The sequence below is a fragment of the Blastococcus sp. OS1-29 genome (assembly GCF_057628075.1).
This window is the reverse complement of the sequence record NZ_JBXXJK010000006.1, coordinates 139,530-159,476: the sequence shown is the minus strand read 5'-3', so window position 1 is coordinate 159,476 and position 19,947 is coordinate 139,530. Positions and strand designations below refer to the sequence as shown.

At 75.4% G+C, this 19,947-nt stretch carries 22 protein-coding genes and 1 pseudogene; 12 read left to right on the top strand and 11 right to left on the bottom strand.

The window, feature by feature from the left end; all coding sequences use genetic code 11:
* Window positions 1-67: 67 nt before the first annotated feature.
* Both AC2H4J_RS16620 and AC2H4J_RS16615 read right to left on the bottom strand, forming a co-directional pair.
* Entirely contained in the window at window positions 68-583 is a 516-nt protein-coding gene (locus tag AC2H4J_RS16620) for an SAV_6107 family HEPN domain-containing protein (protein WP_487465989.1), read from the bottom strand.
* Entirely contained in the window at window positions 583-909 is a 327-nt protein-coding gene (locus AC2H4J_RS16615; RefSeq protein WP_487465988.1) for a DUF6504 family protein, read from the bottom strand. The genes AC2H4J_RS16620 and AC2H4J_RS16615 overlap by 1 nt, the downstream gene beginning before the upstream one ends.
* 200 nt (window positions 910-1,109) lie before the next feature.
* Here AC2H4J_RS16615 and AC2H4J_RS16610 point away from each other — a divergent pair, with 200 nt between their 5' ends.
* Genes AC2H4J_RS16610 through AC2H4J_RS16585 form a run of 6 tightly spaced genes read left to right on the top strand, consistent with a single transcriptional unit; the run spans window position 1,110 to window position 6,414 of the window.
* A complete protein-coding gene (locus AC2H4J_RS16610) occupies window positions 1,110-1,601 on the top strand; it encodes a YbaK/EbsC family protein (RefSeq protein ID WP_487465987.1) in 492 nt (163 codons plus the stop codon).
* Entirely contained in the window at window positions 1,598-2,185 is a 588-nt protein-coding gene (locus AC2H4J_RS16605; RefSeq protein WP_487465986.1) for a GNAT family N-acetyltransferase, read from the top strand. The genes AC2H4J_RS16610 and AC2H4J_RS16605 overlap by 4 nt, the downstream gene beginning before the upstream one ends.
* A 2-nt stretch (window positions 2,186-2,187) precedes the next feature.
* Window positions 2,188-3,822: a phytoene desaturase family protein gene (locus AC2H4J_RS16600; RefSeq protein WP_487465985.1), complete on the top strand. Its 1,635-nt coding sequence runs from the start codon at window positions 2,188-2,190 to the stop codon at window positions 3,820-3,822.
* Window positions 3,819-4,625 carry a carotenoid biosynthesis protein gene (locus tag AC2H4J_RS16595; RefSeq protein WP_487465984.1) on the top strand — a complete coding sequence of 269 codons (807 nt, stop codon included), beginning with the start codon at window positions 3,819-3,821 and terminating at the stop codon, window positions 4,623-4,625. Before AC2H4J_RS16600 ends, AC2H4J_RS16595 begins: the two co-directional genes overlap by 4 nt.
* Entirely contained in the window at window positions 4,622-5,758 is a 1,137-nt protein-coding gene (locus tag AC2H4J_RS16590; RefSeq protein ID WP_487465983.1) for a glycosyltransferase family 2 protein, read from the top strand. Before AC2H4J_RS16595 ends, AC2H4J_RS16590 begins: the two co-directional genes overlap by 4 nt.
* Window positions 5,755-6,414 carry a flavin reductase family protein gene (locus AC2H4J_RS16585; RefSeq protein ID WP_487465982.1) on the top strand — a complete coding sequence of 220 codons (660 nt, stop codon included), beginning with the start codon at window positions 5,755-5,757 and terminating at the stop codon, window positions 6,412-6,414. Before AC2H4J_RS16590 ends, AC2H4J_RS16585 begins: the two co-directional genes overlap by 4 nt.
* Here the strand turns inward: AC2H4J_RS16585 and AC2H4J_RS16580 are convergent.
* Together AC2H4J_RS16580 and AC2H4J_RS16575 are read right to left on the bottom strand one after the other, a co-directional pair.
* Complete coding sequence (locus tag AC2H4J_RS16580; RefSeq protein ID WP_487465981.1) at window positions 6,411-7,388, bottom strand: carbohydrate kinase family protein; 978 nt, start codon at window positions 7,386-7,388, stop codon at window positions 6,411-6,413. The two genes, AC2H4J_RS16585 and AC2H4J_RS16580, sit on opposite strands and share 4 nt — an antisense overlap.
* An 82-nt stretch (window positions 7,389-7,470) precedes the next feature.
* Window positions 7,471-8,124 carry a CDP-alcohol phosphatidyltransferase family protein gene (locus AC2H4J_RS16575; RefSeq protein ID WP_487465980.1) on the bottom strand — a complete coding sequence of 218 codons (654 nt, stop codon included), beginning with the start codon at window positions 8,122-8,124 and terminating at the stop codon, window positions 7,471-7,473.
* A gap of 43 nt (window positions 8,125-8,167) precedes the next feature.
* Here AC2H4J_RS16575 and AC2H4J_RS16570 point away from each other — a divergent pair, with 43 nt between their 5' ends.
* Together AC2H4J_RS16570 and AC2H4J_RS16565 are read left to right on the top strand one after the other, a co-directional pair.
* Window positions 8,168-8,968, top strand: a complete 801-nt coding sequence (locus AC2H4J_RS16570; protein WP_487465979.1) for an esterase/lipase family protein — start codon at window positions 8,168-8,170, stop codon at window positions 8,966-8,968.
* A gap of 17 nt (window positions 8,969-8,985) precedes the next feature.
* Entirely contained in the window at window positions 8,986-9,768 is a 783-nt protein-coding gene (locus AC2H4J_RS16565; RefSeq protein WP_487465978.1) for a crotonase/enoyl-CoA hydratase family protein, read from the top strand.
* A gap of 7 nt (window positions 9,769-9,775) precedes the next feature.
* Here the strand turns inward: AC2H4J_RS16565 and AC2H4J_RS16560 are convergent, their stop codons facing one another.
* The 5 genes from AC2H4J_RS16560 to AC2H4J_RS16540 all read right to left on the bottom strand — a co-directional run bounded on the left by AC2H4J_RS16560 (window position 9,776) and on the right by AC2H4J_RS16540 (window position 14,580).
* Window positions 9,776-10,432, bottom strand: coding sequence for a zinc ribbon domain-containing protein (locus tag AC2H4J_RS16560; protein WP_487466222.1), 657 nt, complete (start codon window positions 10,430-10,432; stop codon window positions 9,776-9,778).
* Between the two features lie 921 nt (window positions 10,433-11,353).
* Window positions 11,354-12,163, bottom strand: a complete 810-nt coding sequence (locus AC2H4J_RS16555; protein ID WP_487465977.1) for an ABC transporter permease — start codon at window positions 12,161-12,163, stop codon at window positions 11,354-11,356.
* Window positions 12,160-13,080 (bottom strand): ABC transporter ATP-binding protein, encoded by a 921-nt coding sequence (locus AC2H4J_RS16550; RefSeq protein WP_487465976.1) that lies wholly within the window; start codon window positions 13,078-13,080, stop codon window positions 12,160-12,162. The genes AC2H4J_RS16555 and AC2H4J_RS16550 overlap by 4 nt, the downstream gene beginning before the upstream one ends.
* Window positions 13,077-14,186, bottom strand: a complete 1,110-nt coding sequence (locus tag AC2H4J_RS16545) for a LolA family protein (protein WP_487465975.1) — start codon at window positions 14,184-14,186, stop codon at window positions 13,077-13,079. The genes AC2H4J_RS16550 and AC2H4J_RS16545 overlap by 4 nt, the downstream gene beginning before the upstream one ends.
* 22 nt (window positions 14,187-14,208) lie before the next feature.
* Window positions 14,209-14,580: a hypothetical protein gene (locus AC2H4J_RS16540; protein WP_487466221.1), complete on the bottom strand. Its 372-nt coding sequence runs from the start codon at window positions 14,578-14,580 to the stop codon at window positions 14,209-14,211.
* A 63-nt stretch (window positions 14,581-14,643) separates the two neighbouring features.
* Between AC2H4J_RS16540 and AC2H4J_RS16535 the strand changes: the two genes are divergently transcribed.
* Entirely contained in the window at window positions 14,644-15,279 is a 636-nt protein-coding gene (locus AC2H4J_RS16535; RefSeq protein WP_487465974.1) for a hypothetical protein, read from the top strand.
* Here AC2H4J_RS16535 and metF read toward each other — a convergent pair.
* Window positions 15,276-16,184, bottom strand: coding sequence for a methylenetetrahydrofolate reductase [NAD(P)H] (gene metF / locus AC2H4J_RS16530; RefSeq protein ID WP_487465973.1), 909 nt, complete (start codon window positions 16,182-16,184; stop codon window positions 15,276-15,278). The two genes, AC2H4J_RS16535 and metF, sit on opposite strands and share 4 nt — an antisense overlap.
* Window positions 16,185-16,255: 71 nt before the next feature.
* Between metF and AC2H4J_RS16525 the strand changes: the two genes are divergently transcribed.
* From AC2H4J_RS16525 to AC2H4J_RS16515, 3 genes are read left to right on the top strand one after another with little or no spacing between them, the layout of a single operon-like run.
* Window positions 16,256-17,359, top strand: coding sequence for a polyprenyl synthetase family protein (locus tag AC2H4J_RS16525; protein ID WP_487465972.1), 1,104 nt, complete (start codon window positions 16,256-16,258; stop codon window positions 17,357-17,359).
* A 2-nt stretch (window positions 17,360-17,361) separates the two neighbouring features.
* Complete coding sequence (gene crtI / locus AC2H4J_RS16520; RefSeq protein ID WP_487465971.1) at window positions 17,362-18,843, top strand: phytoene desaturase family protein; 1,482 nt, start codon at window positions 17,362-17,364, stop codon at window positions 18,841-18,843.
* Window positions 18,840-19,772, top strand: coding sequence for a phytoene/squalene synthase family protein (locus tag AC2H4J_RS16515; RefSeq protein ID WP_487465970.1), 933 nt, complete (start codon window positions 18,840-18,842; stop codon window positions 19,770-19,772). Before crtI ends, AC2H4J_RS16515 begins: the two co-directional genes overlap by 4 nt.
* On the opposite strand, the pseudogene AC2H4J_RS16510 reads toward AC2H4J_RS16515, so the two are convergent.
* Window positions 19,769-19,933, bottom strand: a pseudogene (locus tag AC2H4J_RS16510) (lycopene cyclase domain-containing protein); the annotation flags it as partial. The gene AC2H4J_RS16515 and the pseudogene AC2H4J_RS16510 overlap by 4 nt on opposite strands.
* Between the last annotated feature and the right edge of the window lie 14 nt (window positions 19,934-19,947).

Below are 19,947 nucleotides of genomic sequence, written 5' to 3'. Positions count from 1 at the left end.
TCCTCGCTGGCGCTCGTCAGCCGCGCGACCGTCAGTGCTGCGTCTATGGGTGCGCTCGCAAGCTCGCTCACCTCCGGGACCGGGAGGCCGGACCGGTGGCAGTTCCACCGATCACCCGCGGGCGGGTGAACGGGGACCGGGGCGGGTCAGCGGCGACCGGAACGGGCAGCGCGAGACAGTTCTCCACCACGGACAGGAAGGCGCCGACGTCACGGACCAGGTCGTCGGCCTCCCGCTCGGTCACCGCGTGCGAGAGCCCGGCCTCGGCCGCGGCCCGCTTGGCGGCGCCCGCGGAGAAGAAGGTGGCCCACTCCCCGAGCTCGGGCATCACGTCAGCGAGCAGCACCCAGGCGCTGCGTGGCCGTCCGCGGGCCGGCTCGGGCCGGGTACGGGCCGCCAGCACGGCCGCGGCGGCGCGCAGCGCACCCAGGTGTGCCGTGGCATAACGCTGTCGGGCGTCGGTGCAGGCGGCCGCCTCCCGCAGGCCGCGGTGCGCCTGGTCGAGCAGCTGGGTGGCCGCGGCGGGCAGGGCGGGGGGAAGGGGCAGCTGACCGGCGGCCGACATCACCCGTGCGGCGCCCATCAGTCGTGCACCCGCACGAGCCACCAGCGGTTGTCCACGGCGTCCCAGGACAGGTCGAAGACCCCGGCGAAACTCGTCCGCGAGCGCCCGGCGCGAACCGCCTCGACCCGCCACACCTCCTGGTTGGCGACCAGGTCGGCCGAGGCCCCTCCCGACACGGCGGGGTCGCGGCGCCACCAGGCCGGGGTCTCCACCCAGGAGTCGAGCAGCTCGCCGACGAGGTACCGGGACCCGCCGCGCCAGAACTGCACCGGGCCGAGCGGGCCGCGCTCGACCTGCACCTCTTCACCCACCCGTCCGGCGGCCTCACCGAGTACCCGGCTCATGACACACTCCCCAACCGTTTCCACCCACAGCCCGCCGGCCCGGACCGCCGCTCCAGGCGGGGAAGGGCCGGGGAGCGGCGGTGGACCGACAGTGTTCGAACGTCTGTTCGAACACTGTCCAGTAGACCGGACCCCGGAGGCGACGTCAAGACGGGCGGCCGTGTCGTCGCCTCCTGCCTCCCGGTGGCAGGATCGGAACCATGCCCACCCGCGCGACCTCCCCCGCACACCCTCGGGTGGCCGCGGTCGCCCAACTCCTCGCGGAGGCCGGCGCGCCCGGCGAGGTGCGGGTCCTCCCGACCGAGGTCCGTACCGCCGCTGGCGCCGCCACCGCACTGGGCGTCCCGGTGGGGGCGATCGCGAACAGCCTGGTCTTCGAGGCCGCGGGCTCCCCGGTGCTGATCCTGACCAGCGGCGCACACCGGGTCGACACGGCGAAGGTGGCCACGCTGCTCGGCGTCCCGGAGCTGACGCCGGCCCCGGCGGACGTCGTCCGTCGGGCCACCGGGCAGGTCATCGGCGGCGTCGCCCCGATCGGTCACCCCGAGCCCATCGGCACGCTCGTCGACGTCGAACTGGCCCGCCACGAGGTCGTCTGGGCCGCGGCCGGCCACCCGGCGTCGGTCTTCTCCACCACCTACGAGGAACTGCTCCGCCTGACGGCGGGCACGGCGGCCGAGGTCGGCGCATGACCGGCACCAAGCCCACCACCCGGATCGCCGAGCTGCCCGTCCGGTGGTTGCGCGACCACATGCACGAGGCGCTGATCATCTACGGCCTGGCCATGGGGTACGACTCGGCCGTCGTCGCCGGGCGCTACGGCTACGCCATCCAGCACACCGACCGGCCGGGCTTCCGCGCCGTCGGTGCGTTCGAGGCGACCCCGGACGGCGAGCAGCTGGTCGGCTTCGGCTACGGCTACCTCGCCGAGCCCGGTCAGTGGTGGCACGACCAGGTGCGCGCGGCCCTGGACCGGCGGACGGCGAAGAAGTGGCTGCCCGGCGCCTTCGAGGTCTGCGAGCTGCACGTGCACCCCGACTCCCAGAGCCGGGGGCTGGGCCGGCGACTGCTGCACGCGCTGGTCGCCGACCTGCCCTATCCCGCCGCCCTGCTCTCCACCCCGGACGCCGACACCAAGGCGTTCCGGCTCTACCACGCCGACGGCTTCGTCGACCTGGCGCGCGGCTACCACTTCCCCGGCGATGCGCGACCTTTCGCCATCCTCGGGGCGCGCCTGCCGCTGCGGTCCTCCGAGCCGGATCCGGCAACCGGCTGAGCGTGGGGTCGTCCCCAGCGGCCGAGGGCGTCGACGTCGTCGTCATCGGCTCGGGGCACAACGGGCTGGTCGCCGCCTGCTACCTGGCCCGCGCCGGGCTGTCGGTGGAGGTCGTGGAGTCCGACGACGTCCTCGGCGGCGCGGTCTCCACGGTAGAGCGGTGGCCGGGTGTGCGGGTCGACCGCGGGTCCAGCGCGCACGTGATCATCCGGTCCAGCGGCATCGTCGAGGAGCTCGACCTCGCCGCCCACGGCCTGCGCTACGTCGACTGCGACCCGTGGGGCTTCGCACCCGCCCCCACCCCGGGCGCTCCCGGCCCGGACGGGCGTCCCCTGGTGTTCTCGGTCGACCTGGACGCCACCTGCGCGTCGATCGCCGCGGCCTGCGGCCCGGCCGACGCCGCCGCCTACCGGGAGTTCGTGGCGGTGTGGTCCCGTCGCAGCCGGGCCGTGGCGGCCTCGTTCGGACGACGTCCCACGCCCGCCGGGCTGATCCGCTCGTTCTGGCCGCTCGGCGCGCCGTCCGACGGGCGGTCCCGGACCTCCGGGGGCGACCTGGCCGTGGACTTCCTCGGCTCCGGCGACGCGCTGCTCGACCGATGGTTCGCCAGCGAGCGGCTGAAGGCTGCGCTGGCCTGGTTCGGCGCCCAGTCCGGCCCGCCGATGTCCGAGCCGGGCACCGCCGCGATGGTCGGCTGGGCCGCGCTGCTGCACGGGACGCCGCCGGGCCACCCCGTGGGCGGTTCGGGTGGGCTGACCGCGGCGCTCCGCCGGCGGCTGGAGGCCGACGGCGGCCGGGTCGTCCTCGGCGACGGTGCGGCCCGGCTGCTCGTCGAGGACGGACGCGCCGCCGGCGTCGAGACCGGCTCCGGACGCCGGATCCGCGCGGACGCCGTGGTCGCCGCGTGCCACATCGGCGTCACGAAGGCGCTCGCGGGCGACGCGGCCCCCGCCGCGCTGGCCGACGCCGACCCGCCGCTGGGCAACGGTTTCGGGCTCGTCGTGCGCGCGCTGACCGACGCCCTCCCGGTCTATCCGGGCGTTGCGCCCGAGGTGTCCGCCACGGGCCTGCAGCTGCTCTGCACCGATCGCCACGACCTGGCCGCCGCGCACGGCGACTGGGCGGCCGGCCGGCTGCCGAGCAGCCCGGTCCCCCTGGCGATGAGCTTCTCCGCCACCGACCACACGCTCGCGCCGGCCGGGCAGCACGTCGTCACGATCTGGGGCCAGTGGTACCCCTACGAACTGGCGGGCGGCGGGAACTGGGACGACCTCGCCGACGCCGAGGCCGCTCGGCTGGTCGATGCCGTCGACCGGTTCGCGCCCGGGTTCGCCGAATCGGTACAGCGACTGTACGTACAGACCCCGCTGGCCCTGGAGCGCGAATTGTCGCTGCCTCGTGGCAACGTCATGCACGTGGAGATGGGGCTGGCCAGCATGTTCGGGTTGCGGCCCACGCCCGCGCTGTCCGGCCACACCGTGCCCGGCCTGCCCGGCCTCTACCTGGCCGGCGCGTCGACCCACCCGGGGGGCGGGGTGTCGGGCAACTCCGGACGGACGGCGGCGCGCGTGCTGCTGGCCGACCGGCGGCCGGCGAGACGGGTCCTCCGAGCCGTGCTGCGCAGGGCGGGCCGGTGACTGCCGTCGCGGTCCGGGTCGCGGGCGGCCGGGAGCTGCGCGCGGCGCTGCCGCTCGGTCTGTCCGTGCTGCTGGTCCTCACCGCGATCGCCTATCCGCTGACCTCCGGCACGGCGCGCGACGCGGTCACCTGGACCCTCGTCCTGCTGGGCGCCGCGGTCTCGGGTACCCATGCCGGCCTGAGCCGGGGCGCCCGGGTGGGCGGGGGGCTGGTGGCGCTGGTGACGGCCACCGCGGTCGGGTTCGAGGCCCTGGGGCTGGCCACCGGTGTGCCCTACGGCCGCTACGAGTACAGCGACGCACTCGGTCCCACCCTGCTCGGCGTGCCGTTCCTCGTCCCCCTTGCCTGGCTGATGATGGCCTGGCCGAGCTGGGTCCTCGCCGACCGACTGACCCGCCGGAGCACCGCACGCATCGCGGTGGCGGCCGCGATCTTCGCCGGATGGGACGTCCTCCTCGACCCGCAGCTGGTGCAGGCGGGGTACTGGACCTGGTTCCACCCCTCCCCGGGGCTGCCCGGCATCCCCACCGTGCCGCTCACCAATCTCGCCGGCTGGCTGCTCGCTGGCGGGGTGCTCATGACCCTGCTCGATCTGCTGGTGTCCCGGGCTTCGGCGGCCGGCTCCCCCGCGATCGGGGACGCGGCACCGCTGCTGACGATCGCCTGGATGACCGTCGGGGGATCGCTGGCCCAGGCGGGCTGGCTCGGGCTGCCCGGCTCCGCCGCCTGGGGCGTCGTCCTGGCCGCCCCTGTGCTGGGCACGCTGGCAGTCCGGCACTGGACGGCGAGGCGCGGGCGGTGAGCGGGCGCATCCTCCGGCTCCTCGCCGGGCTCTCGGTGGCCGGCGCGGCCCACGCGGCGCTGAACATGGCGCTGCTCCGCCGTCCGCCGGCCGATCCGCCGCCGGTGCGCCGTCCGGTCACGGTGGTCCTGCCGGTCCGGAACGAGGCCGAACAGGTGAGCGCCTGCCTGGCCGCCCTGCTCGATCAGCGTGGCGTCGACGACCTCACCGTGGTGGTGGTCGACGACGGCTCGACCGACGGGACGGCGGACGCCGTGCGCACGGTGGGCGATCCGCGGGTCCGGCTGATCGCCGCCGGACCGCTCCCCGCGGGCTGGCTCGGCAAGCCGCACGCGTGTGCCGTCGGAGCGGCTGCAGCGCGGGACGACGGCATCCTGGCGTTCGTCGACGCCGACGTGCGGCTCTTCCCAGACGCGCTGGCCGGAGCGGTCGCCGTCCTGGAGCGGCACGGCCTCGATCTGGTGTCTCCCTGGCCGCGGCCGGTCGCCCGCGGGTGGGCCGAGCGTCTGGTGCAGCCGCTCGTGCCATGGCTGTGGGCGACGACGCTGCCCGTGCGGCTCGCCGAACGCTCCCGGCGGCCGTCGCTGGCCGCGGCGACCGGCCAGTTCCTCGTGCTCGACCGCGGTGCCTACGAGCGGGCCGGCGGCCACCGGGCGGTCCGCGGGGAGGTGCTGGAGGACATCGCGCTCCTGCGGGCGGTGAAGCGCACTGGCGGCCGCGGCGGCCCGGTCGACGGTTCACGGCTGGCCGCCTGCCGGATGTACGACGGCTGGACGGCGCTCCGCGACGGCTACAGCAAGTCGCTCTGGGGAGCGGTGGGCGCCTCGCCGATCGCCAGTTGCGCCGCCGCGGCCGTCCTCACCGCGGTGTGGGTGGTGCCGGCGGTGGCGGCGCTGCGCGGATCGCGCGCCGGCCTGGCCGGATACGCGGCCGGGGTCGCCGGTCGGGCGGTCACCGCCGCCGCCACCGGCAGCCGCGTGTGGCCCGACGCGCTCGCCCACCCGGCGTCGATGGTGCTGCTCGACGTCCTGATGGTCCGGTCGGTGGTCGGTCATCGCCGCGGCACGCTGAGCTGGCGCGGCCGCCACCTGCCCGCGCCACCTCGGACGCGTCCGGCCACGATAGGGACGTGACCTCCCCCTCCTCGCCCGCCCGCGTGCGCTTCGACCCCGACCAGATGGGGCGGAACGACTTCTACCGGGTGCTGAACTCCGTCGTGGTGCCGCGCCCCATCGCGTGGGTCTGCAGCCGCTCGGCCGACGGCGTGCTCAACCTCGCGCCGCACTCCTTCTACACCGTGGCCTGCGTCGAGCCGCCGGTCGTGCAGTTCACGTCGGTCGGCCGGAAGGACTCGCTGCGCAACGTCGAGGCCACCGGCGAGTTCACCGTCAGCCTGACGCCCGAGGCCCTGTTCGAGCAGATCAATGCCACGGGCACCGACTTCCCGCCGGGCACGAGCGAGGCCGAGGCCTGCGGCGTCCGGCTCGAGCCCAGCGACCTGGTGGGGGTGCCCCGCGTCGCGGAGTCCCCGGTCGCCGTCGAGTGCACCCTGCACTCCACCGTCCGGCTCGGTGACAGCACCGTCGTCTTCGGCCGGGTGCGGGCCATCACCGTGTGGGAGACGGCAGTCCGGGACGGCCGTCCGCGGATCGAGGAGCTGCACCCGCTGGCGCGCCTCGGCGGCAACGAGTGGTCGACGATCGGCGAGGTGAAGGAGATCCGCCGCATCCCGTTCACGAAGTGGGTCGACGACCCCGCCATCGGCGAGCAGGTCAGGGGCGACAGCTAGCCGGGCAGGTGGGGGGCCACCTCGTCGGCGGCATCGGCGCCGAAGGCGTCGGCGAAGCGGGCCAGGAAGCTCGGGTTCGGCAGGTCGTACTCCTGGGTGCCCACCACCTCGACCGCCGCGGTGGCCACGGCGGAGCCCAGTTGGGTCGCCCGCTCGAGGCTCAGTCCCCACATGCGTCCGGCGATGAACCCGGCACGCAGGGCGTCGCCGCCTCCGGTGGGCTCGACCGGCTTGGTCTCGGGGACGGCGATGACCGAGATCGGCTCGGCATCGGACTGCCGGACGAGGACGCCGTCGGCCGCGCGGGTGGTGACCCAGGTGCCGACGCGGGAGAGCACCTCGTCGACGTCCCACCCGGTCTTCTGCTGCAGCAGGTGCGACTCGTACTCGTTGGTGAACAGCAGGTCCGCGCCGTCGACCAGCTCGCGGATCATCTCGCCGTCGGCCCAGGCCAGCTGCTGGCTCGGGTCGGCTGCGAACGGGTAGCCGGCCTGACGGCACTCCTGGGTGTGCCGGACCATCGCCTTCGGGTCATTGGGGCCGATCACCACGAGGTCGAGGCTGCCGACCCGCGCCTCGACCGGCCCGAGCTCGATCTCGCCGGCCTCGGACATGGCACCCGAGTAGAAGGACGCGATCTGGTTGTTGGCCGCGTCGGTGGTGCAGACGAACCGCGCGGTGTGCTTGAACTCCGACCAGTGCACGCTCTCGGTGTCGACACCGTGCCGCTTCAGCCACGCCTCGTAGTCGGCGAAGTCGCTGCCCACCGCGCCGACGAGCACGGGCCGCAGGCCCAGTCGGCCCAGCCCGTAGGCCATGTTCGCGCCGGCGCCACCCCGGTGCTGCACGAGGTCGTCGACGAGGAAGGAGAGCGAGACGTTCTCCATCTGACCTTCGACGAACTGTTCGACGAACTTCCCGGGGAAGGTCATCAGGTGGTCGGTGGCGATGGAGCCGGTGACGGCGACGGGCACGGTGCGCTCCCTCTGGCTGGATTCGGTGCCCGCTGCGGAGCAGCGCACTGCGAGAACTCTAGGAGAGGAACCGGGTGCGGACTCAGTCGGCCAGCGCCCGGCGCAGCGAGAACCCGAGCTGGACGACCCCGATCACCCCGAGGGCCGACCCCGCGGCGGCCCCACAGACGACCACGAGGCGGTCGGCATCGAGGAGGGCGAGTACCCCCGCCCCGACCAGCGTGAGACCGGTGAGGACGACGCGTGTCGGCCGCTCCCACACCGAGAGAGCACCCGTCTCGCTCACCCCCGCCTGCCCGGCGCGCGCCCGCAGGTAGTCCGGCAGCCAGCAGAGCGCGCCGAACGCAACCGCGAGCAACCCCGGCGCGCCGGCGGCCCACAGGGCGGCCGCGTAGGCGACCTCGGTCAGCCGGTCGGCGACGGAGTCGAGCACGAAGCCGCGGCGCGACGCCCGGCCGGTGGCGATGGCCAGTGCCCCGTCGAGGGAGTCGAGGAGCCCGGACAGGCCGACCAGCACCCCCGCGGCCAGCAGCCACGGTCCGCCCGCCCGGGCCGGGACGACGGCGCCGGCCGCCACCAGCAGCCCGAGGGCGGTCGCCACCAGCGGCGACAGACGCGCGGCCGGCCGGGCCAGGGTATAGGCGAGCGAGAGCCAGCCCCGGACGAGCGCGCTGTCGGTGCCGGCGTCGCCGTGCCACCGCGACCACGCGGCGAGGTAGTCCTCCCGGCTCAGCACGCTGTCTCCTCCGTCCCCCGCCGACAGCAGGGACAGTAAGGGAGTGCTCGCCGGTCTCTCCCCCGCCCGACGCCGCGTCGTCCTGGGCTTCCTGGTGCTGGCGCTCGCCGCCGCTGCCGCCGTGATCGCGACGCTCGTCCCGCGCTCGGCCCCGGCCGCCGGACCTGTCCCGCAGGGCCGGCCGGGCCCGGTCCTGCTGGTGCCCGGCTACGGCGGGTCCACGGCCGCGCTGCAGCCGCTGGCCGACGTCCTCACCGCCGCCGGCCGGGACGCGACCGTGGTGGCCCTTCCCGGCGACGGCACCGGCGACCTGAACGCGTCCGCCGACGCGCTCGGCCGCGCGGTCGACGCGGCCCGACGGCGGACCGGCGACCGGACGGTCGACGTCGTCGGCTACTCGGCGGGCGGGCTGATCGCGCGGCTGTGGGTGGCCGGAGGGCCCGCGGACGTCGTCCGCCGGGTCATCACCCTCGGCTCCCCGCACCACGGCACCTCGCTGGCCGATCTCGCGGGTGACGTCGCGCCCGGCCAGTGCCCCGTGGGCTGCCGGCAGATGGCCAGCGACAGCGAACTGCTCGCACGCCTCAACCGCGGCGACGAGACACCGCCCGGCCCCACCTGGGTGTCGATCTGGACCACGCAGGACGAGACGGTCACCCCGCCGGAATCCGCGCGGCTGGCCGGGGCGGTGAACCTGCCGGTGCAGTCGGTGTGCCCGGACGCCCGGGTCGGGCACGGCGACCTGCCCCGCGCGGCGCTGGTGCAGCAGATGGTGCTGGCCGAGCTCGCGCCTGGCGACCCCGTCGAGCTGGGGCCGCAGGACTGCGCGCGGCTGGGCGGCTGACCAGTAGCGTCCCGGCGATGAGCCACAGGGCAGCGTCCGGGCCGGTCACCGTGGAGCGGGACGGGCCGGTGACGACCGTCCGACTGTCCCGCCCGCACGCCCGCAACGCGGTCGACGGCGCCACCGCCGCCGCGCTCGCCGACGCCTTCCGCGCCTTTGACGCGGACCTCGAGGCGTCGGTCGCGGTCCTCCACGGCGAGGGCGGCACGTTCTGTGCCGGCGCCGACCTGCGCGCGATCGGCACGCCGGCGAGCAACCGCACCGAGCCCGACGGCGACGGTCCTATGGGCCCGACCCGGCTGCGCCTGCGCAAGCCGGTCGTCGCGGCGATCGAGGGGCACGCCGTCGCCGGGGGCCTGGAGCTGGCGCTCTGGTGCGACCTGCGGGTGGCCGGCGACACCGCCGTCCTCGGCGTCTTCTGCCGCCGGTGGGGCGTGCCGCTGATCGACGGCGGCACGGTGCGGCTGCCCCGGCTGATCGGCGCCGGCCGGGCGATGGACCTGGTGCTCACCGGGCGGGCGGTGTACGCGGCGGAGGCCCTGCAGATCGGGCTGGTCAACCGCGTGGTGCCGGCCGGTCAGGCGTTGCAGACCGCGCAGGCACTGGCCCGGCAGATCGCCGCATTTCCGCAGACCTGCCTGCGCGAGGACCGCGCCTCCCTGCTCGAGCAGGACGGACTCGACGAGGACGCGGCGATGGCGAACGAGTTCACCCACGGGCTGACCTCCCTCGCCGTCGACGCCCTGCCGGGCGCCGCCCGCTTCGCCGCCGGGGAAGGCCGGCACGGGACGGGCGTCTAGTGCCGTGTCAGTCAACTTTCGCCTTGCGGGGGCGTTGCTGATCCTCGCCGGCGGGTGCCGGTGAGCGACTTCCCGCAGCCATAGCGGCTGGGGGGCGGGCCACGGCGGGCCAGATGGACCCTCCACCGCGCCCCACCACAGGGGTGGGTGTCCGCGCCCGGCCGGGTGGCCGGGTGAGCAGTGCGCGGCGGGGATCACGCCGGGACCGGCCGGCACCGGGCAGGTGCCGGCCGGCTCGACGGTGCGTGGTCACCGGCGGGCCGCCGGTAACGGTCGCGCCACCGACGCCGGGACCACGAGGGGTGGTCCCGGCGCGGGCGGCGATGTTGGCGGCACCGACCAGATCGCGGTGCCCGGTGAACCGGCAGGACCGGCAGCAGAAGACCCGCCCGCGGGGCTTGGGCACCCGGGCGCGGCAGGCGGGGCAGGTGGAGGAGGTGCCCCGCTCGTCGACCACCTCGACGGCGATACCGGCGACCTGCGCCTTGTCGGTGAGCGTGGCCAGCAGGTGCCCGACAGCCCAGTCCCGGACGGCCTTGTTCTGCCGCCGCCCGGCGTCGTGGGCCAGCAGCCCGCGGGGATCGCCGACGACCAGGGTGCCGATCCGCTGCTGCACCGCCCAGGCCACCACTTCCTTGGCGGCCTCGTGGCGGGCCTGGGCCAGCCGGCGGCGGTGCCGGCCCTCCAGCGTGCGGCTGCGGGCGCGGTAGCGCCGCCACCGGCGAGAGCCTCGCTGCCCGGGCCGGGGGGCCGGGCAGCGGTCGCCCGGGCGCGGGCCTTGCCCTCGGCCAGGTGCAGCCGGTGTTCGGCGCGCAGCGCCCGCCCGGACACCAGCAGCGCCGCATCCGCCCCTTGCTCACCGCCGCGGGGGGCGAGGACCGCGTAGAGGTGGATGATGCCCAGATCCACCCCGGCCACCCGAGCCGGATCCGGCCTCGCCCCATCCGGGTAGGTGGCCGTCGGGACCTCGGCGGTGAGGTCGAGGAACAACCGCCGGCCCTGGTTGACCAGGCGCACCGAGTCGGCCGGGTAGGGCAGCGGTCGGGCCAGCCGCACCCATAGCGGCGGGCGACCGCGTGCGACCGGCAGCCGCACCCGGGCCGCGCCGTCTCCACGAGGGTTGTCGAGGGTGAACGTGCCGGCGTAGAAGCGCACCGGCACCAGCCCGCGGCGGCGCCGCGGGAAGCGGGCGGTCGCGTTCTGGGCCTTGCGGGCTCGGGCGGCGGTCATCCACGCATCCGAGTACGCCCGCAGCACCGAACGAGCTCCGACGCTGGACAGCTCCCCGAACACGCCGTCGCCTGCGGCGGCCAGCTCCCGGCACAGCTCCTGATAGCCCACGAGTGGCCGGTCACCGCGCCGGCGACGCCACTGGTTCAGTTCCAGCACCGCCGCCCACACGTCCCCGCCCGAACGCAGCAAACCGAATAGACGACGCCGCTGCCCGCCCGTCACCCGTAGCCCTACCCGGGCGGTGCGATACACCACCGCAGGCGCGCCCGGATCCCGACGACGAGGCATGACCGGAACCCTGCCCGACACCACCGACAAAACGCCGACGAGGCGAACGTTGCGAGCCGTGGTTCTAGCTCGTCACGTCCTTCGTCGTGAAGTTCGCCCAGGCCGCGGCCAGGAGAACGCCCACGTAGACGCCCTGCAGCGCCAGCCCGCGGGTGAGGTCGCGCCACTGGATCGGGTCGCGGAACAGGTCGACGAACGCCAGCCAGTAGCGCGTGGGCAGGTAGGGCGCGATCGGTGAGGCCGCGTCCAGGGTGAACAGCAGCGACGAGGTGACCAGCACCGCCAGCGCACCCATCGTCGCGCCCAGCGGGGAGTCGGTCATCGTCGAGAAGAACAGCGCGAACGCAGCGACCCCGAGCATCGAGACGGCGACGTAACCCACGGCGAGGACGGTGCGCCCGTAGAGGTCTCCCGAGGTCAGCGACGTGCCCGACACCGACGTCCCGCCGATCGGCTGGGCGTCGAACACCGTCTTCCCGATCACGTAACCGACGCCGGCCACCACGACGACCGTGACCAGCACGAAGGCCAGGACGGCGACCAGCTTGGCCACCAGCAGCCGCGTGCGCCCGGCCGGCCGGGCCAGCAGGTAGCGCAGCGTGCCCGCCTGCGCCTCCCCGGCGATCGAGTCGCCCGCGACGACGGCCACCGCGATCGGCAGGAACAGGGGCAGGACGATCGCCAGCGCGGCCAGCGGATAGAGCGCGCCGTTGCGCAGGACCGCCGACAGGAACGGCGGCCCCTCCCCCGCCCGCGGCGCCAGGTCGGTCAGCTGCAGCAGCACCGCCACGAATACCGGCAGCGAGTTGAGGACGGCGATCGTCGCCCAGGTGCGCGGACGGCGGAACATCTTCCGCAGCTCGACGACGATCACCGGCGGCCCTCCACCCGGTCGGTGCTCGTGCCGGTGGCGGCCAGCACCACCTCTTCCAGCGTCGGGCGCTCCAGCGCGAGCCCGGTGACCGGTATCCCGGCGCCGACCAGAAGGGCGTTCACCTCCGCGGGATCCGCCCCGCGCACGACCACCCGCTCGCCGTCGATCGCGGTGACCCGTCCGTCCAGTGCGGCGCGCACCCGGTCGGGCAGGGGCGTGTGCACGACCGTCGAGCCGGTGGGCGCGGTCAGGGTCGCGAGCTCGTCCTGGAGCACCAGCCGGCCGCGGTCGAGCACGCCGACGCGCGAGCACAGCTGCTCGACCTCGGCGAGCAGATGGCTGGAGAGGAAGACCGTCGTCCCGCCGCGGTGCAGCTCGAGCAGCAGCTCGCGGACCTCGGTGATGCCCTGCGGGTCCAGGCCGTTGGTCGGCTCGTCGAGGACGAGCAGTTCCGGACGGCGGAGGAGCGCGCCGGCCAGCCCGAGCCGCTGCCGCATGCCGAGGGAGTAGGCCTTCACCGGACGCCGGCCGACGCCGCCGAGCCCCACCTGCTCCAGGGCGTCCGCCACGCGCCGCCGCCGGGTGCGCCACGACCCGCCCCGGCCGGCGGCGTCGAAGAGCGACAGGTTCTCCCGGCCCGACAGGTGCCCGTAGTGCGCCGGACCCTCGATCAGCGCGCCCACCCGCGGCAGCACCCGCCGTCCGGCGCGGGGCATCCGCTCCCCGAGCAGGTCGATCTCCCCGCTGGTGGGCAGCACCAGCCCCAGCAGCATCCGGACCGTCGTCGTCTTGCCCGACCCGTTCGCCCCGAGGAAGCCGTAGACGTCGCCGGCGTGCACGTCGAGGTCGATGCCGTCGACGGCCCGCAGCCGCCCGTACTGCTTGACGAGCCCGCGGGTGCTGATGACCGCGGTCACGGCGCCGGCTCCAGGTCGGGCAGCTGCCGCGCGGCCTGCGCGAGAGCGTCGAGGGTCACCGTGCCGGTGAGCACGTACGGCCCGCGCCCGGGCGGCTCGACGATCATGACCGCGACCGGCCCGGCGGCGACCCGGGTGCCGAGCTCGTCGGTGACCGCGTCCGGGCTGGCCGAGAGCGCGTCCCGCAGGCCGAAGGCCAGCCGGTCGGGCACGGGTGCCACGGCGAGCAGGGTGACGCCGCGCCCGTAGAGGCCGATGCCCGGCGGCACCCCGTCGAGGGCCCGCCGGGGCAGCCCCACGAGCGACGCGGGGAGCTGGACCGGACGGATCCGTCGTCCCGCCTCGAGCACCACCTCGGCCTCACGGCCCTCGCGCACAGTCGCGCCGGGTGGCGGGGCGAAGGCGGTGACCGGGGCGGCCGGCATCCCGAGGTCCAGGTCCAGGAACCGGGTGTCGAGGGCGACCTTGGCCGCGCCCTTCTGGAAGACCTCGACCTGCAGGGGCAGTCCCGTGCGGCCGTCGATCCAGACGTCGACGCGGCGCACGGACGAGGCATCGGCCGTCGGGGTGAGGCGGACGCCGAGGGTGTCGCGGCCGGCGACCCGTCGCGCGCCGACGCGGGTGAGCTCCGCGTCGGTCGCCTCCGACAGCAGCCGGCGGCCGAGCGAGCTGGGTAGCAGGTCCGGCGGTGCCGGTAGCTCGAGCGGGTTCGCGGCGTTCCAGGTCGCCGTCGCCGTCTCGTACTGCCAGGTCCAGGTCGCCCCGGGCCTGGTGTGCGTGCCGGTCTCCCCCGCCGGCGTGACGACGTCGACGCGGTTGTCGAGCGGCCCGCGCCACCACACGCGCATCGACGTCCGGTCGGAGAACAGGTCGGCGACCGAGCTGAGCTGGTCGGTGACCGGGAGGGCCAGGTTGCCGGCCGACACGGCGTAGCCGGCGAAGCCCAGTGACTCCGTGGCCAGCGCCCGGGTCCGCAGCTCAGCGGCGGGGACGGCGGCATCCGAGGCCGGGAGGAGCCGCAGAACGGGCGGGAGGGCGAGGAGCACCGCGACGAGGGCGGCGACGGCGGCCCAGCGAGCGGCCCGCCCGTGTCGTCGTCCGGCCACGACCCACCGTACGACGGGGGGGCTACCCCATCGCCAGCGCGAGACAGCAGGCGGCGAGGAGCCCGGCGACCGGCGTCATGAGCAGTCGCTCCGGCCGGCTCCGCGAGGCCGCGTTCATCGCGATGCCGAGCGCGAAGTAGCCGGTCAGCACCCAGATCGCGACGCCGACGACGCCCGCCGGGAGCAGGTCCACGGCCCCGGCCGCGTGCAGGATCAGGACGGCGAAGACGGCGTACAGCACGATCGACACGGCGCTGCCGAAACGCAGGCCGGCCGGGAGGATCTCGCTCCGACCGCCCCAGGCGAACCGGCCCAGCGGCAGGCCGGCGACCAACAGGCCCTGGAAGACGGCGAGCGCGCCGAGCAGGAGCATCGAGACGACAGCCGCGGTCATGATCACGATCGGCACGCTAGCGCCCCCGTGTGTCGATGCCCGGGAACCGGGCACAGCCCCTGCATGGCTCCCCCGCTCAGCGACGCCGTCGTCGTCGACGTCCTCCGCCGGGTCGATCGGCTGCTCGCGCCACTGGTCCACCGGCTCGGCCGCCCGCCGGCCCTTCCCCAGGAGCAGCGTGACCAGTGGTGGGCCGACCGGGTGTCGCGGGTCGCGGCCGGGGTCGCCGCGGCGCCGCGACTCGCCGGCAAGCTCGCCGACCTGCTGCCGCTGCAGAACACCGTCGGGACGGCGGTGCAGGCGGTCGTCGTCCTCGGTGTCGCCGGCGAACGCGGCGTGCAGGCGCCGGCCGAGCGGGTGTCCCTGCTGGCCCGGGTCCTGCTCGACCGCGACCTGCCGGCCGACCGGGTGGAGCCGCTGCTCGTGCGCACCAAGGGCACCTACCGCGAGGACGCCTTCGGCGCGAAGGAGACCCGCACGGGGGTGCCCGGCACCGCCCGCACGCTGTGGCGCACCACCCGGCTGCCGGGGCGGATCGACGACGCCCTCGACGCCCGGCCGAAGGGCCGGCTGCGGTACCGGGCGCTGTCGAACCTGCCGGTGGTCGGCGTCCTCGGTGGCTACGCCGCCGAGCGGGAGGGCCTGCGCCGGGCGGCGGCCCGCGCGGCCGCTGTCCTCGACGGACGGGTCAGCGGCTAGGTACAACTAGGCGCGTCCTGGGGCACGAGGTTGGCGTAGACCTCACGCGTCGCCGTCGAGCGGTTCATGGTGATGAAGTGGATGCCCGGCACGCCCTCGTCCAGCAGCGTGCGGCACAGCTCGGTCGCCACCTCGACGCCGAACGCACGGACGGCGGCCTTGTCCTCGGGGCGGTCGCCGTCCAGCGCGGCGAACCGCTCGGCCTGGTCCGGCGGGAAGGCCTGACCGGACAGCTGGACGATCCGGTTGATCTGCTTCGCGTTCGTCACCGGCATGACCCCGGCGATGATCGGCACGTCGCAGCCGTGGGCGGCGACCCGGTCGCGCATGCGCAGGTAGTCCTCGGGCCGGAAGAACATCTGCGTGATCGCGAAGTCGGCGCCGGCGCGGCACTTGCGCACGAACATCTCGACGTCGGTGTCGAAGTCCGGCGAGCGCGGGTGCCGCTCCGGGAAGGCGGCCACGCCCACGCAGAAGTCCCCCATGGACTTGATCAGCTCGACCAGCTCGCCCGCGTAGCTCAGCCCCTCCGGGTGGGCGACCCACTCGGCCTGGGGGTCCGCGCCCGGCGGGTCGCCGCGCAGCGCCAGGAGGTTGCGCACGCCGTGGGCGGCCAGCCGGCTGACCACGTGCCGGAGCTCCGCGACGCTGTGGTCGACGGCGGTCAGGTGGGCCAGCGGCGTCATGGTGGTCTCGGCGGCGATCCGCTCGGTCACCGAGACGGTGCCCTCCCGGGTCGACCCGCCGGCGCCGTAGGTGACCGACACGAACGACGGCTGGAGACGCTCGAGCTCGCGCAGCGCGGTCCACAGCTGCGCGGCGCCCTCGGGCGTCGTGGTCGGGAAGAACTCGAACGACCACGTCGGTCGCCCGGCCGCCAGGAGTTCACGAACGGTCCGGCTCACAGATCCACAGGGTACGTGTGCCCTCGATGCCGTCCCGCTCGGTCTTGCACAACCTGGTCAATACTGGGTCGGTGACCGCAGGGACCCAGCAGCGCGACCAGCTTCCCGCCGCGGCCGGGCTCGACCGGCTCCGCGCCGCCGTCTCCGCGGCGCTGGGGAACTTCCTCGACGGGCAGCGCGAGGTGCTCGCCGCGATGGACCCGGCCCTGGTCCCGGTCGCGGACGAGGTCCGCGCGCTGGCCGAGGGCGGCAAGCGGCTGCGTCCGGCGTTCGCCTACTGGGGGTGGCAGGGCGCGTCCGGCGGATCCGGTGAGGACGAGGCGGCGGTGCTGCGGGCGGTGGCGGCGCTGGAGTTCGTGCACGCCAGCGCGCTGGTCCACGACGACGTGATGGACGGGGCGCGCACCCGGCGCGGCCGCCCCGCCACCCACATCGGGTTCGCGACCCGGCACGGCGGCGCCGAACTCCGGGGGGACGGCGACACGTTCGGCACCGGCGCAGCGATCCTGGTCGGCGACCTCGCCCTGGTCTGGTCCGACGACCTGCTCGGCCGCTCGGGGCTCTCGCCGGAGGCACTGACCCGGGCCCGCGCGGTCTGGGACGAGATGCGCACCGAGGTCACGGCCGGCCAGTACCTCGACCTGCTCCGCGCCGCGGGCGGGCTGCCGGGCCCCCAGGGCGCGCTGACCGTCGCCCGCTACAAGAGCGCCGGCTACACGGTGCAGCGTCCGCTGCAGCTGGGTGCGGCGATCGCCGGCGCGGGGCCCGAGGTGAGTCAGGCCTGCACGGCGATCGGGCTGCCGCTCGGCGAGGCGTTCCAGCTGCGCGACGACGTCCTCGGCGTGTTCGGCGACCCGGCCGTCACCGGCAAGTCCGCGGACGACGACCTGCGCGAGGGCAAGCAGACACTGCTCGTCGCCCTCGCCGAGGAGGGCGCCGACGACGCCGGCCGCGCGCTGCTGCGCGACCTGCTCGGCAACGCCGACGCCGGGCCGGAGGAGTTCGACGCCCTGCGCCGGCTGCTGGAGACCACCGGCGCCCGCGACCGCGTGGAGGCCCGCATCGCGGAGCAGACCGCGTCGGCCCGCGCGGCGATCGCGGCCGCACCGCTGACCGACGACGCGCGCGCCGCCCTGGACGCCCTCGCGGTCGCCGCCACCTCCCGCACCGCCTGACCGTGCGCACGGTTCCCGGGCGCACGGACCGCGTCGTCGTCGTCGGTGCCGGGCTGGCCGGGCTGGCCGCGGCGCTGCGGCTGCGCGGTGCCGGCCGCGAGGTCACCATGGTCGAGCGCGGGCCGGGGCCCGGTGGTCGCGCCGGACGCGTGGCGCGCGCCGGGTACGTGCTCGACACCGGCCCCTCGGTGTTCACCGCACCCGAGATCCTGGCCGACACGCTGGCTGCCGTCGGCGAGAAGCCCGAGGAGCGGCTGACGCTCCTGCCGCTGGAGACCACCTACCGGGCGCAGTTCGCCGATGGCTCCCACCTCGACGTGCACGCCGACCGCGACGCGTTCGCGACCGAGGTCGCCGCGTTGTGCGGGCCCGCCGAGGCCGCCGCGCTCCGCCGCTACCTCACCGACCTCGCCGACCTGTACCGGCTCCAGCTGGCCACCTTCATCGACCGCAACCTCGACTCCCCGCTCGACCTGCTCGGCCCCGAACTGGTGGCACTGGCCCGGCGTGGCGGCTTCGGCCGGCTGTCCGGGTACGTGGAGCGGTACTTCGACGACGAGCGGTTGCGCCGGCTGTTCAGCTTCCAGGCGCTCTACGCCGGGGTGTCCCCGTTCCGCGCGGTCGCCGCGTACGCCGTCATCGCCCAGCTCGACATCGGCGCGGGGGTGTGGCACCCGGTCGGCGGCATCTCCGCGGTGCCGCGTGCCCTGGCCGATGCCGCCTCCGACGCGGGGATCGGGTTCCGGTACGACGCCGAGGTCGCGGAGCTGGAGACCTGCGGGGGCCGGGTGGACGCCGTCCGCCTGGTCGACGGCGAGCGGCTGCCGGCCGACGCGGTCGTGGTGACCGCCGACGCGCCGTGGCTCCTCGTCCCGGGGCTGCGCGGCCCGCGCCGGCCGGTCCACTCACCGTCCTGCGTCGCCCTGCACCTCGGCGTCCGGCACGAGCTGCCGGGGCAGGCGCACCACACGATCAGCTTCGGGCACTCGTGGCGGGGCGTGTTCGACGAACTCACCCGCGACGGACGGATCATGACCGACCCCAGCCTGCTGGTGAGCATGCCGTCGCACACCGACCGCAGCCTCGCCCCCGACGGGGGGCAGGTGCTCAGCGTCGTCGCGCCCACCCCCAACCTGGACCGGCGCAGCGGCGGCAACCCCACCGTCGACTGGGCGCGGATCGGACCGCGCTACCGCGACGAACTGCTCGCGACCCTCGAGGCCCGCGGCTGGACCGGGTTGACCGGCGCGATCGAGGTCGAGGAGATGGCCACCCCGCACGACTGGGCGGCCCAGGGCATGGCCGCCGGCACGCCGTTCGCCCTCGCCCACACCTTCGGCCAGACCGGTCCGTTCCGCCCGGCCACCCTCCCCCGCGGCGGCCCCGAGAACGTCGTCCTCGCCGGCTCGTCGGTGCAGCCGGGCGTCGGGGTGCCCATGGTGCTGATCAGCGGCCGCCTGGCCGCCGAGCGGATCACCGGATGACCGCCGTCGCCGACCGGGCGCGGCTCGCGGCCGCCTACGCGCACTGCGCGGCGATCGCGGCCGAGCACGGCCGCAGCTACCACCTGGCGACCCGGCTGCTCACCGCCGACCGCCGTCCGGCCGTGCACGCCCTGTACGCGGCCGCCCGCACCGCCGACGACCTCGTCGACCTGCCCGGGGCGGACCCGGCCGGCGACCTCGCCGCCTGGTCGGCGGCGGTGCTGGCCGACCTGCGGGACGGCTGGTCCGACGACCCGGTCCGGCTGGCGCTGGTCGACACGTTCCGCCGCTACGCGATCCCGGTCGAGCACCTGGTCGACTTCCTCGCCGCGATGACCAGCGACCTCGAGGTCACCGGCTACGCGAACCTCGATGCGCTCGACCGCTACATGTGGGGTTCGGCCGCGGTCATCGGCCTGCAGGTGCTGCCGGTGCTGGGGACCGCGCCCGGAGTGGCCCGGGCGGAGGCCGAGCCGTACGCCATCGCCCTGGGCGAGGCCTTCCAGCTGACCAACTTCCTGCGCGACGTCGGCGAGGACATCGACCGCGGCCGGGTGTACCTCCCGCGCGACCTCATGGCCGCGCACGGGGTGACCCGCGAGCAGCTGGCCGCCAAGCGGCACGACGGGGCGTTCGCGGCCCTGATGCGGGAGATGGTCGCCGTCGTCCGCCGCCGGTACGACGACGCGGCCCCCGGCACCGCGCTGCTGGCGCCGGAGTCCCGCGACTGCGTGCGCGCGGCGACGGCGCTCTACGGCGGGATCCTGCGCGAGATCGAGCGGGCCGACTACCGGGTGCTCGACCGCCGGGTGTCGGTGTCGAAGCCACGACGTCTGGCCGTGTTCGCCCGCCGGTTGACCGCGGCCCAGCTGGCCAGGGTGAGGGTGACCATCGCGAAGCCGAAGAGCAGGTCCTCGACGGGCGCGTAGGCGATCCGGGGCCCCCAGATCGTGCCCGGGTCGTAGGTGACGACGTCCAGCCCGGTGAGGACGCCGTTCATGAGCAGCTGGAACACGAGAACGATCGCGTAGGTCGCCCAGAACACCCGCCGGGTGACCAACCGGGTGCGCAGGACGGCCAGGTCGACCACGAGGACGGCGACGA

What these genes read in the sequence shown, in the direction of transcription:
- AC2H4J_RS16565 (WP_487465978.1), top strand. Translation starts at nt 8,986, where the DNA reads ATGAGCCACAGGGCAGCGTCCGGGCCGGTCACCGTGGAGCGGGACGGG.
- AC2H4J_RS16620 (WP_487465989.1), bottom strand. Translation starts at nt 583, where the DNA reads ATGGGCGCCGCACGGGTGATGTCGGCCGCCGGTCAGCTGCCCCTTCCC.
- AC2H4J_RS16605 (WP_487465986.1), top strand. Translation starts at nt 1,598, where the DNA reads ATGACCGGCACCAAGCCCACCACCCGGATCGCCGAGCTGCCCGTCCGG.
- AC2H4J_RS16615 (WP_487465988.1), bottom strand. Translation starts at nt 909, where the DNA reads ATGAGCCGGGTACTCGGTGAGGCCGCCGGACGGGTGGGTGAAGAGGTG.
- AC2H4J_RS16535 (WP_487465974.1), top strand. Translation starts at nt 14,644, where the DNA reads ATGGCTCCCCCGCTCAGCGACGCCGTCGTCGTCGACGTCCTCCGCCGG.
- AC2H4J_RS16515 (WP_487465970.1), top strand. Translation starts at nt 18,840, where the DNA reads ATGACCGCCGTCGCCGACCGGGCGCGGCTCGCGGCCGCCTACGCGCAC.
- AC2H4J_RS16540 (WP_487466221.1), bottom strand. Translation starts at nt 14,580, where the DNA reads ATGACCGCGGCTGTCGTCTCGATGCTCCTGCTCGGCGCGCTCGCCGTC.
- AC2H4J_RS16610 (WP_487465987.1), top strand. Translation starts at nt 1,110, where the DNA reads ATGCCCACCCGCGCGACCTCCCCCGCACACCCTCGGGTGGCCGCGGTC.